This is a genomic window from Kitasatospora sp. NPDC058965 (assembly GCF_042741245.1).
In the GTDB taxonomy this organism is placed as follows: domain Bacteria; phylum Actinomycetota; class Actinomycetes; order Streptomycetales; family Streptomycetaceae; genus Kitasatospora.
Genome location: NZ_JBHYKG010000024.1, coordinates 17934 through 32955, shown reverse-complemented (window position 1 = coordinate 32955; position 15022 = coordinate 17934). Strand labels below are relative to the sequence as shown.

14 protein-coding genes are annotated in these 15022 nt (G+C 72.0%); 6 read left to right on the top strand and 8 right to left on the bottom strand.

Going from position 1 to position 15022, the window contains the following annotated elements; translation table 11 throughout:
• Nucleotide 1: 1 nt before the first annotated feature.
• From ACFW1A_RS06870 to ACFW1A_RS06855, 4 genes are read right to left on the bottom strand one after another with little or no spacing between them, the layout of a single operon-like run.
• Entirely contained in the window at nucleotides 2-319 is a 318-nt protein-coding gene (locus ACFW1A_RS06870; protein ID WP_380405381.1) for a bifunctional 3-phenylpropionate/cinnamic acid dioxygenase ferredoxin subunit, read from the bottom strand.
• Nucleotides 316-1545, bottom strand: a complete 1230-nt coding sequence (sufD, locus tag ACFW1A_RS06865; RefSeq protein ID WP_380405376.1) for a Fe-S cluster assembly protein SufD — start codon at nucleotides 1543-1545, stop codon at nucleotides 316-318. The genes ACFW1A_RS06870 and sufD overlap by 4 nt, the downstream gene beginning before the upstream one ends.
• Before the next feature lie 59 nt (nucleotides 1546-1604).
• Complete coding sequence (gene sufB, locus ACFW1A_RS06860; RefSeq protein WP_380405373.1) at nucleotides 1605-3020, bottom strand: Fe-S cluster assembly protein SufB; 1416 nt, start codon at nucleotides 3018-3020, stop codon at nucleotides 1605-1607.
• Nucleotides 3017-3871 carry a helix-turn-helix transcriptional regulator gene (locus tag ACFW1A_RS06855; protein WP_380405369.1) on the bottom strand — a complete coding sequence of 285 codons (855 nt, stop codon included), beginning with the start codon at nucleotides 3869-3871 and terminating at the stop codon, nucleotides 3017-3019. The genes sufB and ACFW1A_RS06855 overlap by 4 nt, the downstream gene beginning before the upstream one ends.
• A gap of 157 nt (nucleotides 3872-4028) precedes the next feature.
• Here ACFW1A_RS06855 and ACFW1A_RS06850 point away from each other — a divergent pair, with 157 nt between their 5' ends.
• Entirely contained in the window at nucleotides 4029-4958 is a 930-nt protein-coding gene (locus tag ACFW1A_RS06850; protein ID WP_380405367.1) for an ABC transporter ATP-binding protein, read from the top strand.
• 47 nt (nucleotides 4959-5005) lie between these two features.
• Complete coding sequence (locus ACFW1A_RS06845; protein WP_380405426.1) at nucleotides 5006-5725, top strand: ABC transporter permease; 720 nt, start codon at nucleotides 5006-5008, stop codon at nucleotides 5723-5725.
• Between the two features lie 74 nt (nucleotides 5726-5799).
• Here the strand turns inward: ACFW1A_RS06845 and ACFW1A_RS06840 are convergent, their stop codons facing one another.
• Together ACFW1A_RS06840 and ACFW1A_RS06835 are read right to left on the bottom strand one after the other, a co-directional pair.
• Entirely contained in the window at nucleotides 5800-6423 is a 624-nt protein-coding gene (locus ACFW1A_RS06840) for an LAETG motif-containing sortase-dependent surface protein (protein WP_380405362.1), read from the bottom strand.
• 229 nt (nucleotides 6424-6652) lie between these two features.
• A complete protein-coding gene (locus ACFW1A_RS06835) occupies nucleotides 6653-7936 on the bottom strand; it encodes a choice-of-anchor A family protein (RefSeq protein WP_380405357.1) in 1284 nt (427 codons plus the stop codon).
• Nucleotides 7937-8124: 188 nt separating this feature from the next.
• Between ACFW1A_RS06835 and ACFW1A_RS06830 the strand changes: the two genes are divergently transcribed.
• On the top strand, nucleotides 8125-9090 hold the full coding sequence (locus ACFW1A_RS06830; protein WP_380405354.1) for a heme A synthase: 966 nt from the start codon (nucleotides 8125-8127) through the stop codon (nucleotides 9088-9090).
• A gap of 102 nt (nucleotides 9091-9192) precedes the next feature.
• On the opposite strand, the gene ACFW1A_RS06825 is transcribed toward ACFW1A_RS06830, so the two are convergent.
• The gene (locus tag ACFW1A_RS06825; protein WP_380405351.1) at nucleotides 9193-9522 is read right to left on the bottom strand and encodes a hypothetical protein; all 330 of its coding nucleotides are present in this window, start codon (nucleotides 9520-9522) and stop codon (nucleotides 9193-9195) included.
• Nucleotides 9523-9613: 91 nt separating this feature from the next.
• Between ACFW1A_RS06825 and ACFW1A_RS06820 the strand changes: the two genes are divergently transcribed.
• Nucleotides 9614-10255, top strand: a complete 642-nt coding sequence (locus ACFW1A_RS06820) for a DUF2461 domain-containing protein (protein ID WP_380405348.1) — start codon at nucleotides 9614-9616, stop codon at nucleotides 10253-10255.
• Nucleotides 10256-10262: 7 nt separating this feature from the next.
• On the opposite strand, the gene ACFW1A_RS06815 is transcribed toward ACFW1A_RS06820, so the two are convergent.
• A complete protein-coding gene (locus tag ACFW1A_RS06815) occupies nucleotides 10263-11204 on the bottom strand; it encodes a heme o synthase (RefSeq protein ID WP_380405345.1) in 942 nt (313 codons plus the stop codon).
• A gap of 457 nt (nucleotides 11205-11661) precedes the next feature.
• On the opposite strand from ACFW1A_RS06815, the gene tkt reads away from it, so the two are divergent.
• Together tkt and tal are read left to right on the top strand one after the other, a co-directional pair.
• Entirely contained in the window at nucleotides 11662-13761 is a 2100-nt protein-coding gene (gene tkt, locus ACFW1A_RS06810; RefSeq protein ID WP_380405342.1) for a transketolase, read from the top strand.
• 49 nt (nucleotides 13762-13810) lie between these two features.
• On the top strand, nucleotides 13811-14956 hold the full coding sequence (gene tal / locus ACFW1A_RS06805) for a transaldolase (protein WP_380405339.1): 1146 nt from the start codon (nucleotides 13811-13813) through the stop codon (nucleotides 14954-14956).
• Nucleotides 14957-15022: the final 66 nt, after the last annotated feature.

Below are 15022 nucleotides of genomic sequence, written 5' to 3'. Positions count from 1 at the left end.
CTCAGGACTCCTGGGTGACGGAGACGAGCACGTCGTCCCCTTCGATCTTTACGGGGTAAACGGGGACCGGCTTGGTCGCGGGCAGTCCGGAGGGCTTCCCGGTGCGCAGGTCGAAGCTGGAGCCGTGCAGCCAGCACTCGATCCGGCAGTCCTCGACCTCGCCCTCGGAGAGCGAGACGTTCGCGTGCGAGCAGGTGTCGTTGATCGCGAACACCTCGCCGTCGGTGTGCACCACGGAGACCGCGATGCCGTCGACCGTGACCCGCTTGGGGGTGTCCTCGGCCAGCTCGCTCAACGAACAGACGCGCAGGAAGCTCACGCGACACCAGCCAGTTCGGCCTCGATCTTCTCCATCAGCTGGTCGTGGATCTCGGCCACGCCGATCTGCTGGACCAGCTCGGCGAAGAAGCCGCGCACCACCAGGCGGCGGGCCTCCTCCTCCGGGATGCCGCGGGCCTGCAGGTAGAACAGCTGCTCGTCGTCGAAGCGGCCGGTCGCGGAGGCGTGGCCGGCGCCGACGATCTCGCCGGTCTCGATCTCCAGGTTGGGGATCGAGTCCACCCGGGCGCCGTCGGTGAGCACCAGGTTGCGGTTGTGCTCGTAGGTGTCGGTGCCCTCGGCGGCGGCGCGGATCAGCACGTCGCCGACCCAGACCGCGTGCGCGTCCTGGCCCTGCAGCGCGCCCTTGTAGACCACGTTGGACCGGCAGTGCGGGGTGTCGTGGTCGATCTGCAGGCGGTGCTCCAGGTGCTGGCCGGCGTCGGCGAAGTAGAGGCCGAACAGCTCGGCCTCGCCGCCGGGGGCCGCGTAGGTGACCCGCGGGTGGATGCGCACCAGGTCGCCGCCGAAGGTCACCACGACCGACTTGAGCGAGGCGTCCCGGCCGACCAGCGCGGTCTGCTGCGCGGCGTGCACCGCGTCCCGCTCCCAGTCCTGGACCGAGACGAAGGTCAGCTTGGCGCCGTCGCCGACCAGCAGCTCGACGTTGGCCGCCCGGGTGCCGGAGCCGGTGTGGTTGAGCACCACCACGGCCTCGGCGAACGGCTGGACGTCGATCACCACGTGGGCGAAGCGGACGCCGCCCTCGCCGTGCACGTCGACCTTGACCGGCTCGGTCAGCACCGCGTCCTTGGGGACGGTGACCACCAGCGCCTGCTCGAAGGCGCTGAACGCCTGCGCGGCGACCCGGTCGACCGGCTTGCCGGCCTTGCCGATCCGGGCGTCGTCCCGGCCGACCAGGTCGGCGGTGACGCCGGCCGGCAGGCTGAACTCGACCTTGTCCTCGCCCTTCTCGGCAGCGACGGCGGTGCCGTCGTGCAGCCCCGCGAGGCGGTGCAGCGGGGTGAACCGCCAGTCCTCCTCGCGGCCGGTGGGCACCGGGAAGTCGTTGACGTCGTACGAGGGCTTGACCGCGACGCGGGCGTCGATCGGCTGCTGGACCGTGGCCCGGCCGGTGCCGGGGCCGGCCAGCTGCGCGCCGGCGCCGGCGGTGCCGACCTCGATCGACCCGGCGGTGGTGGAGCCCGAGGTGTTCTGCTCAGCCATGGCTGTTCGTGTTGCTCTCTTCCTGAAAGTGTGGGCGGATCCGGACTGCTGACTGGGCGTCAGCCGACCGAACCCTCCATCTGCAGCTCGATCAGCCGGTTCAGCTCCAGCGCGTACTCCATCGGCAGCTCGCGGGCGATCGGCTCGACGAACCCGCGGACGATCATCGCCATCGCCTCGAACTCGGTCATGCCGCGGCTCATCAGGTAGAAGAGCTGGTCCTCGCTGACCTTGGAGACGGTCGCCTCGTGGCCCATCGAGACGTCGTCCTCGCGGACGTCCACGTACGGGTAGGTGTCCGACCGGGAGATCGTGTCGACCAGCAGCGCGTCGCAGAGCACGTTGGACTTGGCGCCCTTGGAGCCCTCGCCGATCTCGATCAGGCCGCGGTAGGAGGTGCGGCCGCCGCCGCGCGCCACCGACTTGGAGACGATGTTGGAGGAGGTGTTCGGCGCCAGGTGCACCATCTTGGCGCCGGCGTCCTGGTGCTGGCCCTCGCCCGCGAAGGCGATCGACAGGGTCTCGCCCTTGGCGTGCTCGCCCATCAGGTAGACGGCCGGGTACTTCATGGTGACCTTGGAGCCGATGTTGCCGTCGACCCACTCCATGGTCGCGCCCTCGTACGCCACGGCGCGCTTGGTGACCAGGTTGTAGACGTTGTTCGACCAGTTCTGGATGGTCGTGTAGCGGCAGCGGCCGCCCTTCTTCACGATGATCTCCACCACGGCGCTGTGCAGCGAGTCCGAGGAGTAGATCGGCGCGGTGCAGCCCTCGACGTAGTGGACGTAGGCGTCCTCGTCGACGATGATCAGCGTCCGCTCGAACTGGCCCATGTTCTCGGTGTTGATCCGGAAGTAGGCCTGCAGCGGGATGTCCACGTGCACGCCCTTCGGCACGTAGATGAACGACCCGCCGGACCAGACCGCGGTGTTCAGCGCGGCGAACTTGTTGTCGCCGGCCGGGATCACGGTGCCGAAGTACTCGTGGAAGAGCTCCGGGTGCTCCTTGAGCGCGGTGTCGGTGTCCAGGAAGATGACGCCCTGCTGCTCCAGGTCCTCGCGGATCTGGTGGTAGACCACCTCGGACTCGTACTGCGCCGCGACGCCGGCCACCAGGCGCTGCTTCTCGGCCTCCGGGATGCCCAGCTTGTCGTAGGTCGCCTTGATGTCGGCGGGCAGGTCCTCCCAGGACTCCGCCTGCTTCTCGGTCGAGCGCACGAAGTACTTGATGTTGTCGAAGTCGATGCCGGTGAGGTCGGAGCCCCAGGTCGGCATGGGCTTCTTCTCGAACAGCTTCAGGCCCTTGAGCCGCAGGTTGAGCATCCACTCCGACTCGGACTTCTTCCCCGAGATGTCGCGGACGACCTCCTCGCTCAGGCCGCGCTTGGCCACCGAGCCGGCTTCGTCGGAGTCCGACCAGCCGTATTCGTAGGTGCCCAGACCCTCGAGCTCCGGGTGGGAAACGGTGTCAGTCATGCGGGACTCCTCCGCGCGGACGTAGCGGGTGTTTCGGTCGACGTACCGGCAGTCGGCGCTGCACCGGGACCCGGACGGGGCGACGGTGCGGCACCGGGTGCCGGCACATAGGTGGTGCAGACCCCGTCGCCGTGGGCGATGGTGGCCAGCCGTTGCACGTGGGTGCCCAGCAACTGGGAGAAGACCTCGGTCTCCGCCTCGCAGAGCTGGGGGAACTGCTCGGCGATGTGCGCCACCGGGCAGTGGTGCTGGCAGAGCTGGGCTCCGGCCGGCGCCTTGGCGGCCGTGGCGCTGGGGACCCGCCGCACCGTGGCAGCGTACCCGTCGGCGCTCAAGGCCTGGGCCAGCGCCTCGGCCCGCTCCTCGGGCGCGGCGTCGAGCACCGCGCCCCGGTACTTCTGGCCCTGCTTGCCGAACCGGGCCCGGGCGAAGGCGGCGACCGCCTCCTCGCCGGCCTCGCCGCCGCCCACCGACTCGGCGATCCAGCGCAGCGCGTCGGCGGCGAGCTGGTCGTAGGCCTGGTAGAAGGCGTCCCGGCCGGACTCGGTGAGGGCGAAGACCTTCGCCGGGCGGCCGCGGCCGCGGCTGCCGTAGACCCGCTGCTCGCGGGACTCCACCAGGCCGGCGGCGGCCAGGCCCTCCAGGTGGCGGCGGACCGCCGCGGCGGTCAGACCCAGCCGGCCGGCCAGGTCGGCCGCCGAGGAGGGGCCGTGGTCCAGGATCGAACGGGCGACCCGGTCACGGGTCGCCCGGTGGCCGTCCAGCAGGACCTCGGCCGAGGTCTCGGGCACCGGGCAGCCGGGGGCCGACTCGGCCTCCTGCTGCGGCAGCTGCTCCCGGACGTTTTTCACAACACCATTGTTGCGTAATTCCGCCCGGACGAACAAGCCGTGATCCACGCCTCAGCGGTGGCTTCCATCACGGAAGGTAAGCCTTACCTGACCTGCACGAACGATCTTCGGGGCCCGCCGCGGGGCGCCCGGGTGGCGCACTCTTACACTCGCCGGTATGGATGCACACCCCGCCGTCGAGATCGCCGGGCTGGTCAAGCGCTACGGCGCGAAGACCGCGGTGGACGGCCTCGACCTGCGGATCGACCGCGGCACCGTCACCGCGGTGCTCGGCCCCAACGGCGCCGGCAAGACCACCACCATCGAGACCTGCGAGGGCTACCGGCGCCCGGACGCCGGCACCGTGCGGGTGCTCGGCCTGGACCCGGTGCGCCAGGCGGCCGAGCTGCGCCCCCGGATCGGCGTCATGCTCCAGTCGGGCGGGGTGTACGCCGGCGCGCGCGCCGTGGAGATGCTGCGGCACACCGCCAAGCTGCACGCCGACCCGCTGGACGTGGACGCGCTGGTCGAGCGGCTCGGACTGGGCTCCTGCGGCCGTACGGCCTACCGTCGGCTCTCCGGCGGCCAGCAGCAGCGGCTCGCCCTGGCGATGGCCGTGGTGGGCCGCCCCGAGCTGGTCTTCCTGGACGAGCCCACCGCCGGCCTGGACCCGCAGGCCCGCCGGGCCACCTGGGACCTGGTGCGCGACCTGCGGCGGGCCGGGGTGACCGTGGTGGTCACCACCCACTACATGGACGAGGCCGAGCAGCTGGCCGACGCGGTGGCGATCGTGGACCACGGCAGGGTGATCGCCCAGGGCAGCCCCGAGCAGCTCTGCCGCGGCGGCGCCGAGTCCAGCCTGCACTTCACCGGCCCGGCCGGACTGGACCTGGGCGCGCTCACCAAGGTGCTGCCGGACGGCAGCTCGGCCGTCGAACTCGCCCCCGGCTCCTACCGGGTCGACGCCACCCCGCTCGACCCGCAGCTGGTCGCCGCGGTCACCGCCTGGTGCGCCGGGGTCGGCGTGCTGCCCGAGAAGCTGACCGTGCAGCGGCGCGGCCTCGAAGACGTGTTCCTCGAACTGACCGGCAGGGAGCTGCGCTCGTGACCACCGTGGACCACTCCCCCGCGCCGGGCGCCGCCCCCGTGGGCCGGATGCTGCTGGCGCAGACCTCGCTCGAGACCCGGATGCTGCTGCGCAACGGCGAGCAGCTGCTGCTCACCGTGGTGATCCCGACCGTCCTGCTGGTGCTGTTCAGCGCGGTGGACGTGGTCGCGGTGGCCGGCCCCGGCAAGCGGGTGGACTTCCTCGCCCCCGGCCTGCTGGCGCTCGCGGTGATGTCCACCGCCTTCACCGGACAGGCCATCGCCACCGGCTTCGAGCGCCGCTACGGCGTGCTCAAGCGGCTCGGGGCCAGCCCGCTGCCGCGCTGGGCGCTGCTCACCGCGAAGACCGGCTGCGTGCTGGTCACCGAGGCGCTGCAGGTGGCGCTGCTCTCGGTGATCGCGCTGGCGCTGGGCTGGTCGCCGCAGGGCAGTCCGGTGGCGGTGCTCCTGCTGCTGGTGCTGGGCACCGCGGCGTTCTCCGGACTCGGGCTGCTGATGGCCGGCACGCTCAGGGCGGAGGCCACGCTGGCGGCGGCCAACCTGGTCTTCGTCCTGCTGCTGCTCGGCGGCGGCGTGGTCGTACCGCTGGGCAGGTTCCCCGACGCGGTGCGCCCGGTGCTGGAGGCGCTGCCGATCAGCGCGCTCTCCGACGGCCTGCGCGCGGTGCTGCAGACCGGCGCCGGGGTGCCGTGGGGCGACCTGGGGATCCTGGCGGCCTGGGCGGTCCTGGGTCTGGGCGCGGCGGCGCGGTTCTTCCGCTGGGAGTGAGCCGGCCCGCAGCGGCCGAGGGGCGCGTACCGGATCGGTGCGCGCCCCTCGGTTTTCCGCCCGGTGACGCTCCGTCAGTGACGGTTCGGCCGCCGGCGGCTGACGAAGACCAGGCCGCCGCCCACGACCAGCACCCCGACGCCGATCCCGGCGATCAGGCCGGCGTTGCTGCCGCCGCCGGTGGAGGCGAGCTGCGGACCGGTCGGTGAGGGGCTGGGCGCCTTGCTGGTGGGCTTGACGGTCGGCGGCGCCGTGGTCGGCGTCGGCGTGGGGGTCGGCGTCGGCGACGGGGCCGGCTTGGTGGGGGTCGGGCTGGGGGACGGCGAGGGCGGCGGCGGGCAGACCGGGATCGTGATCGGCCAGGTGCCGGTCCAGCCGTTGTGGCCCTTGAGGTCGTCCCCGGCCAGTACGTCCACCTCGCCGGTCAGCGGCTTGTCGTGTGCCGCGACCTGGAAGGTCTGCTTGAAGGTGGTGCCGAAGGTCTGCTTGTCGACCAGCGTCTTGCCGTCGATGATCACGGTCACCGTGTTGGTGACGTCGCCGTTGTAGTCGGTGAGGTCGACCGTCGCCGAGGTGCAGGTGCTGGTCACTGCCTGCTTGTGGGCCCAGGCCGTGCCGCTCAGCACGCCCACGCCGACCACGGCGAGGACCGTGGCCCCGGCCAACGTCCGGCCCGATATCCGCCCTTGTCGCGCCATTCTCGTGATCCCTTCCAAGGGTCGCGTGCAGCACGGACGTTGGAGGAGCGGTAGGCGGCCGGCTACACCTGGTGTCCGGCGACTCTACCGCCCACCGGGGCGGCGCACCCGGGAAACAGAACGACCGGATCCGATCTGGTGCCCGGCCCGCCGCCGTGACCCGGATCCGGCCGCCCCGGGCGATCGCGGTCGATCGCCCGGGGCCGTCCTGCTGCTTTCCGAGGTCACGTCAGGACTTCTTGGCCGCCCGCCGCTTGGTGGCCAGCACGATCCCGCCACCGGCCGCGAGCACCAGCACGCCGCCGACGGTCAGCGGCACGATGCCGTCCGCGCCGGTGAACGCCAGTCCGCCGTGCCCCGGGGCGGTCGGGCTCGCACTGGGCGTGCCGGGGGTTGCGGAGGTGCTCGGCGTGCTCGGACCGGGAGCGGCCGGACCGGAGTGCGTGGCGGTGGGCGTGGCGGTGGGCGTCGCGCCCGCGGGGTGGCTGCTGGTGCCGGTCGGGGCGCTCGGGGTGCTGCCGGGGCCGCTCGGGACGCCCGGCGGGACGACCGGCGGCACCGGCAGGCAGGCCGTGAAGGGGTAGTGGTGCGTCTCGGCGCCGCCGCTGCCGGTGAGCGAGTGCGCGATGACGGAGCCGTTGACCGGCCCGCCGTCGCCGAGGTCGAAGTCGGCGTTCGGCGCCAGGATGCTGCCGGCCCAGGCCAGCGGGCTGTTCTTGACCACCTTGGTCGCGGTCGGGAAGTTCCACAGCAGCGCGGCCCGCACCGCGCCGCCGTCGGCGCTCTGCAGCTTGTCGTCCTCGACGTAGGCCTGCTTGGTGTGGTCCCAGAGCCAGATCGAGGTGGTCCGCGCCGCGCGGGAGTCGTAGCCGCTGCCGGTCACGTTGACCACGGTGACGGCCCCGGCCGGCACCTTGAGCCGGATGGTGGTGGCCGACTGCAGCTGGGCCGCGTCCACCACGAAGCTGTCGCGGTCCGGGTCGGTACCGGTCAGCGTGACGGTGTCTCCGGACACCGCGACGCCGGTTCCGGCGCTCGCGCCCTGGGCGGCCAGTGCGGTGGAGAGCGCGCGCAGCTTGGCGAACTCGGCCGCGAAGTCGATCGGCGAGGCGCCGTGCACCACCGTCCCCGCGTGGGCCTCCAGCCGGCCGCCGCCGATCGTGCGCCCGCCGTAGACGCCGTTGCCCTTCATGACCTCGGTGTTGCCGCCGCCGACGGTGATGTCCCCGGCCACCACCAGTGCGTTCCCGCCCGGCAGCGCCTGCACCTCGGCGGCGGTCAACTCCTGGCCGACGCTGAAGCCGTGGCTGAAGTCGGCGTTGCCCCCCACCGCGACCGCTCCCTCGGCGTCGGGTGAGTGGGTGTCGTTCCCCTCGATGAACTCGCCGTACTGGCCGGCGACACCGAGCGTCTGGCAGTCCTGCGGCGCCGCCACGGCGGCGGGCGCGGCGAACGCGCCCAGGACGAACGAACCGCCGAGCGCGAGCGCTGCGGCGGACACGGATATGCGCATGTACTGGAACTCCGCTGTGGGTGCGGGACGAGTGGGTCTGGGCGCACTCTCCAGCGCGGCTCGCCCATTGGTCAAGACCAATGTCCGGCTTGCCCGCGAACCTCCGGCTTTCCGGCCGTCCTCCCCCGCCGGTCCGCCACCCCGGCCCCCGTCACAAGATCGCCCAAACCGACCCTTACGATGAATCCGTGCGTACCCCCTTCTCCCTGCTCGCCGAGCGCTGGCACCCGTCCGCCGCCCAGGTCCGGGTGGCGGCGCTGACCGCCCTGGCGATGAGCGTGGTCATCGTGGTGACCGGCGGCGCGGTCCGCCTGACCGGATCCGGCCTGGGCTGCAGCACCTGGCCGACCTGCACGGCGGAGAGCCTCACGCCGACGCCGGCGATGGGCGTGCACGGGATCATCGAGTTCACCAACCGGACGCTGACCTACGTGCTGTGCGCGGCGGTCGGCTGGGCGATCCTGGCGGCCCGCTGCGCGCCGTCCTGGCGCCGCAGCCTGACCCGGCTCGGCTGGGCGCAGTTCTGGGTGGTGATGAGCAACGCGGTGCTCGGCGGCATCACGGTGCTGGCCGGCCTCAACCCGTACGTGGTGGCCGCCCACATGCTGGCCGCGCTGGCGCTGGTCTGGGTCGCGGTGCTGACCTGGGAGCGGTCCAAGGAGGGCGACGGACCGGCGGTGCCGGTGGTGGCCGAGCCGCTGCGCCGGCTGAGCCAGGTGCTGGTCGGCGTGACCGGCGCGCTGGTGGTGGCCGGCACCCTGGTGACCGGCGCCGGGCACCACCCGGGCGACTCCTCGGACGTGCCCCGGATCCCGATCGACTACGACCGGCTGGCCCAGTTCCACGCGGACTTCGCGTTCGTCACGGTCGGCCTGTCGCTGGCCGTCATCTTCGCGCTGGCCGCGGTCAAGGCGCCGCCGGCGGCCCGGGCCCGGGCCCGGGAGCTGTTCCTGGTGCTGCTGCTGCAGGGCGTCATCGGCTACGTCCAGTACTTCACCGACGTCCCCGAGGTGCTGGTCGGCCTGCACATGCTGGGCGCCTCGCTCACCTGGATCGCCGCGCTGCGGATCCCGCTGGCGCTGCGGGTGCGCGCGGACGAGTCGTCCGACCAGGCGGTGCCCGCCCAGCAGCAGCCGCAGGCCGCGGCGGTCTGACCCCCCGCGCAGTGCGCACAGCGAGCGGCCCCGACCCCACTCCGCACCCGGGGGTCGGGGCCGCTCGCAGTCTCGGGACCGATCGGCGCGGCTGAGGGCCGATCAGATCTGGATGCCGGCCATCCGCTTCCACTCGTAGGGGCCGGTGCGCACCTTCAGCGCCAGCTCGCCCTCGAAGGACTCGTGCAGCGTCACGCCGGCCAGCTCCGCCGCGCGCTTGCCGACGGCGTAGCTGGGCGCCACCTGGTCGCCCCAGGAGCCGTCCGCACCGACCAGCACGATGCGGGTGGCCGCCCGGCCGACGTACTCCACCACGCCGTCGGCGCTGCCGCCGTGCTGCTTGCTGAACGCGGTCAGGTTCTTGGCGATCCGCTTGGCGCGGCGCTCGGCACGGGCGTCCGCGGCGGGGGCGAGGGTCTCTGCGCTGCTCATGTCGGCATGCTACCCACGGGTACGGACGCTGGCGACGGCAGGGGCGTGTGCCACGGGCCACACGCCCTCCAACGGCTCCTAGGCTGGTCCCATGACCTTCCACGGCTGGCCGATCGAGGCGCTGGACTTCTACGAGGGCCTCGAGGCCGACAACTCCCGCACGTACTGGAACGCGCACAAGGCGCTCTACGAGGAGGCGGTGCTGGCCCCCGCCGAACTGCTGCTGGCCGAGCTGGAGCCGGAGCTGGGCGACGGCAAGATCTTCCGCCCCAACCGCGACCTGCGGTTCAGCGCCGACAAGTCGCCCTACAAGACCCACCTCGGACTCTTCTTCGAGCACGGCGGCTACGTCCAGCTCTCCGCCCGCGGACTGGCCTCGGGCCTGGGCATGTACCACCTGGCCGCCGACCAGCTGGCCCGCTACCGCACCGCCGTGGCCGAGGAGGTGACCGGCCGCGAGCTGGAGCGGGTGATCGCCGCGCTGGCCGCGGACGGCATCCCGGTGGTCGGCCGGGACTCGCTGAAGACCGCGCCGCGCGGCTACCCGAAGGACCACCCGCGGATCGAGCTGCTGCGCCACAAGGGCCTGATCGCCTGGCAGGAGTGGGAGGTCGAGCCGTGGTTGAGCACCCACGGGGCGGCCGACCGGCTGCTCGCCTTCCTGCGCGGCGCCCGCCCCTTGCAGGACTGGCTCGGCCACCGGGTGGGGCCGAGCCAGGAAGCACCGCGCTGACGGGTGGTCAGCCGATGAACGGGTCCACCGCGATCGCCACCATCAGCAGCGTCAGGTAGGTGATCGACCAGTGGAACAGCCGCATCTCCTTGAGCTTGGCCCCGGTGATGCCGGCCTTGGCCCGGGAGTGCAGCGCGTGCGCCTCCTTGAGCCAGAACCCGCCCAGCAGCACCGCCGACGCCGGGTAGAGCCAGCTGGTGTGCCCCAACGGCCACAGCGCGAGCGAGACGGCCACCATGACCCAGCTGTAGATGACGATCTGTCGGGCCACCGCGAGGTTCCCCGCGGTCACCGGCAGCATCGGCACACCGGCCTTGGCGTAGTCCTCGCGGACCTTCATGGACAGCGGCCAGTAGTGCGGCGGGGTCCAGAAGAAGACCACCAGGAAGAGCACGAACGGTGCCCAGTCCAGCGAGTCCTTCACCGCGGCCCAGCCGACCAGCACCGGCATGCAGCCGGCGATCCCGCCCCAGACGATGTTCTGGGCGGTGCGCCGCTTCAGGCCCAGGGTGTAGACGAAGACGTAGAAGAGGTAGCCGGCCAGCGCCAGTGCGGCGGCCAGCCAGTTCACCAGCAGGCCCAGCCAGAGCGTGGAGACCACGCCCAGCACGATGCCGAAGACGACCGCCTCGCCCGGCGCGACCATCCCGGTCACGAGCGGGCGCCGCTCGGTGCGGCTCATCACCGCGTCGATGTCGCGGTCGATGTACATGTTGAGTGCGTTGGCCCCGCCCGCCGACAGGTAGCCGCCGACCACCACCTCCAGCACCGTGACCAGGTTCGGCACCCCGCGCTGGGCCAGGAACATCACCGGCACCGTGCTCATCAGCAGCAGCTCGATGATCCGCGGCTTGGTCAGTGCGACGAATGCCCCGACACGGGCCCCGAGCGGCCGGCGGCCGGGGGTCGACCCGACTACGCCCGCGGGGCGGGATTCGACGGCGGTCACGAACACCCCAACTGAAGATGAATCTTCGCAGGCGTCCCGGTTCCGATGAGCTCGTGAATCCGTTCACGCTGCGCGTACCACGCCACCTTAGACGGTTCCGATCCGCCGATCGGCTCCGGGGTGGCCTGACGGGGCCGCGGGCACCCCGCTGGGTCAACCGCCCAGTTCGCCGACAAGCGACCCGCTCCGAACCTTGCCAAGGTGGGTACCGGGGGCGCCCGTGACGGCGGGTGGCGCCTGCCCGGCGCACTCCGCACAGTACGGAAGGAATACCGGGGACGAAACTCCCGATTGTCCCCGTACGGAAGGCGCGCCCCGGCTCTGACGGTAGGCTCGGCCTCGAAGCGGGATCAACCCTCCGTGACCGGGCACGATCTAGCGTCAGGACCACAGCGACGTGGCCGGACCCGGTCCCTTCACGGGGTCATACCTCAATACGGAAGGAGCCCTGAGAAGGGTGAGCACGACGCCGACGAACGCATTCGAGTGGACCGCTCTCGACGAGCGCACTGTGGACACCGCACGAGTCCTGGCCATGGACGCGGTGCAGAAGGTCGGAAACGGGCACCCCGGCACCGCCATGGCGCTGGCTCCGGCCGCCTACGTGATCTTCCAGCGCTTCCTGCGCCACGACCCCACCGACCCCAACTGGGCAGGCCGGGACCGCTTCGTGCTGTCCCCGGGGCACACCAGCATGACGCTGTACACCCAGCTGTTCTTCTCCGGCTACGGCCTGGAGCTGGACGACCTGAAGTCGTTCCGGGTGGCCGGCAGCCGCACCCCGGGCCACCCCGAGCACGGCCACACCGCGGGCGTGGAGACCACCACCGGTCCGCTCGGCCAGGGCATCGCGAACGCGGTCGGCATGGCGATGGCGGCCCGCTACGAGCGCGGCCTGTTCGACCCCGAGGCGCCGGCCGGCGCCTCGCCGTTCGACCACACGATCTGGGCGATCGTCTCCGACGGCGACCTGGAGGAGGGCATCTCCGCCGAGGCCTCCTCGCTGGCCGGCCACCAGAAGCTGGGCAACCTGGTCGCGCTCTACGACGACAACCACATCTCGATCGAGGGCAGCACCCAGACCGCGTTCTCCGAGGACGTGCTGGCCCGCTACGCCGCCTACGGCTGGCACGTGCAGCGGATCGAGCAGAAGCCCAACGGCGACGTGGACGTGCAGGAGCTGGCCGCCGCGCTGGCCGCCGCCAAGGCCGAGACCGGGCGCCCGTCGCTGATCGCGATGCGCACCATCATCGCCTGGCCGGCCCCGGACGCGCAGAACACCGCCAAGGCGCACGGCTCGGCGCTGGGCGCCGCCGAGATCGCCGCCACCAAGAAGGTGCTGGGCTTCGACCCCGAGCGCACCTTCGAGGTCGGCGAGGAGGTCCTCTCGCACGCCCGCCAGGTGATCCAGCGCGGCAAGGCCGCCCGTGCCGAGTGGGAGAAGTCCTACCTGGCCTGGCGCGAGGCGAACCCGACCCGGGCCGCGGAGTTCGACCGGATCCAGGCCGGCGAGCTGCCCAACGGGTGGAAGAAGCTGCTGCCGGTCTTCCCGGCCGGCAAGGACGTGGCGACCCGCAAGGCCAGCGGCGACACCCTCAAGGCGTTCGGCGCGGCGATCCCCGAGCTGTGGGGCGGCTCGGCCGACCTGGCCGAGTCGAACCTGACCACCATCGACGAGGAGAGCTCCTTCCTGCCGGTGGGCAACGCGCTCAAGGGCGCCCACCCGTACGGGCGGACCATCCACTTCGGCATCCGCGAGCACGCCATGGGCTCGACCATGAACGGCATCGCGCTGCACGGCCGGACCCGCGTGTACGGCGGCACCTTCCTGGTCTTCTCCGACTACATGCGCCCGGCGGTGCGCCTGGCCGCGCTGATGAAACTGCCGGTCACCTACGTCTGGACGCACGACTCGATCGGCCTGGGCGAGGACGGCCCGACCCACCAGCCGGTGGAGCACCTGGCCGCGCTGCGCGCGATCCCGGGCCTGTCCGTGGTCCGCCCGGCCGACGCCAACGAGACCGCCGTCGTGTGGCGCACCGTGCTGGAGCGCCACACCACCCACCCCGGCCCGGTCGGCCTGGCGCTGACCCGCCAGGGCGTGCCGACCTGGGACCGCGAGGTCTACGGCTCGGCCGACGGCGCGGCCAAGGGCGGCTACGTGCTGGCCGACGCCTCCGACGGCGTGCCGCAGGTGATCCTGATCGGCACCGGCTCCGAGGTGCAGCTCGCCATGCAGGCGCGCGAGACCCTGGAGGCGGAGGGCATCGCCACCCGCGTGGTCTCGATGCCCTCGGTGGAGTGGTTCAACGAGCAGGACCAGGCCTACCGCGACCAGGTGCTGCCCCCGGCGGTCAAGGCCCGCGTCTCGGTCGAGGCCGGCATCGCCCAGGGCTGGCGCGAACTGGTCGGCGACCACGGCCGGATCGTCAGCCTGGAGCACTTCGGCGCCTCCGCGGACTACCAGGTGCTCTACCGCGAGTTCGGCATCACCGCCGAGGCCGTGGCGCACGCCGCGCACAAGTCGCTGCGCTCGCTCGAAGCCGTCACCCGCTGAACCCGCCCGCCCGTCGAAGCACCGACAGAATTCGAAGGACTGACTGAGCATGACTGACGCACTGAAGCGCCTCAGCGACGAAGGCGTGGCGATCTGGCTGGACGACCTGAGCCGGACCCGGCTGAACACCGGCAACCTGGCCGAGCTCGTCCAGAGCAAGCACGTCGTCGGGGTCACCACCAACCCGACCATCTTCCAGAAGGCCATCGCCGGCAGCGGCGACACCTCCTACGACGGCCAGCTGCGCGACCTGGCGGTCCGCCAGGTCACCACCGACGAGGCGATCCGCATGATCACCACCTCCGACGTGCGGGACGCGGCCGACGTGCTGCGCCCGGTCTACGACGCCAGCAACGGCCGCGACGGCCGGGTCTCGATCGAGGTCGACCCGCGCCTGGCCCACCAGACCGCTCCCACCGTGGCCGAGGCCAAGCAGCTGTGGTGGCTGGTCGACCGCCCCAACGTGTTCATCAAGATCCCGGCCACCAGGGCCGGCCTGCCCGCGATCAGCGAGGTGATCGGCCGGGGCATCAGCGTCAACGTCACGCTGATCTTCTCCCTCGACCGCTACAAGGCCGTCATCGACGCCTTCCTGACCGGCCTGGAGCAGGCCAAGGGCAAGGGCATCGACCTGTCCTCGATCGAGTCGGTCGCCTCGTTCTTCGTCTCCCGGGTGGACACCGAGATCGACAAGCGCCTGGACGCGATCGGCACCGACGAGGCCAAGGCGCTGCGCTCCAAGGCCGCCCTCGCCAACGCCCGCCTCGCCTACCAGGCGTACGAGGAGGTCTTCGGCTCGGTGGACGGCAAGACGCCGGCCTCCGACCGCTGGAAGGCCCTGGAGGCGGCCGGCGCCAAGCCGCAGCGCCCGCTCTGGGCCTCCACCGGGGTCAAGGACCCGGCCCTGCCGGACACCCTGTACGTGACCGAGCTGGTCGCGCCCGGCACCGTCAACACGATGCCCGAGGCCACCCTGGACGCCACCGGCGACCACGGCACGGTGACCGGCGACACCATCACCGGCGCCTACGCCGACGCGCAGGGCGTGCTCGACGCGCTGGCCGCGGTGGGCGTCGACTACGACGACGTGGTGCAGGTCCTGGAGGACGAGGGCGTCAGCAAGTTCGAGGTCTCCTGGCAGGAGCTCCTCGACACGGTGACCGCCTCGCTCGCCTCGTTCGCCGCCGGTAAGTGACCCCTGCTCTACGGATCTGGAAGCGGAGCCAGCAGTGAGCAATCCACAGGCATTTCCCGACCTTGA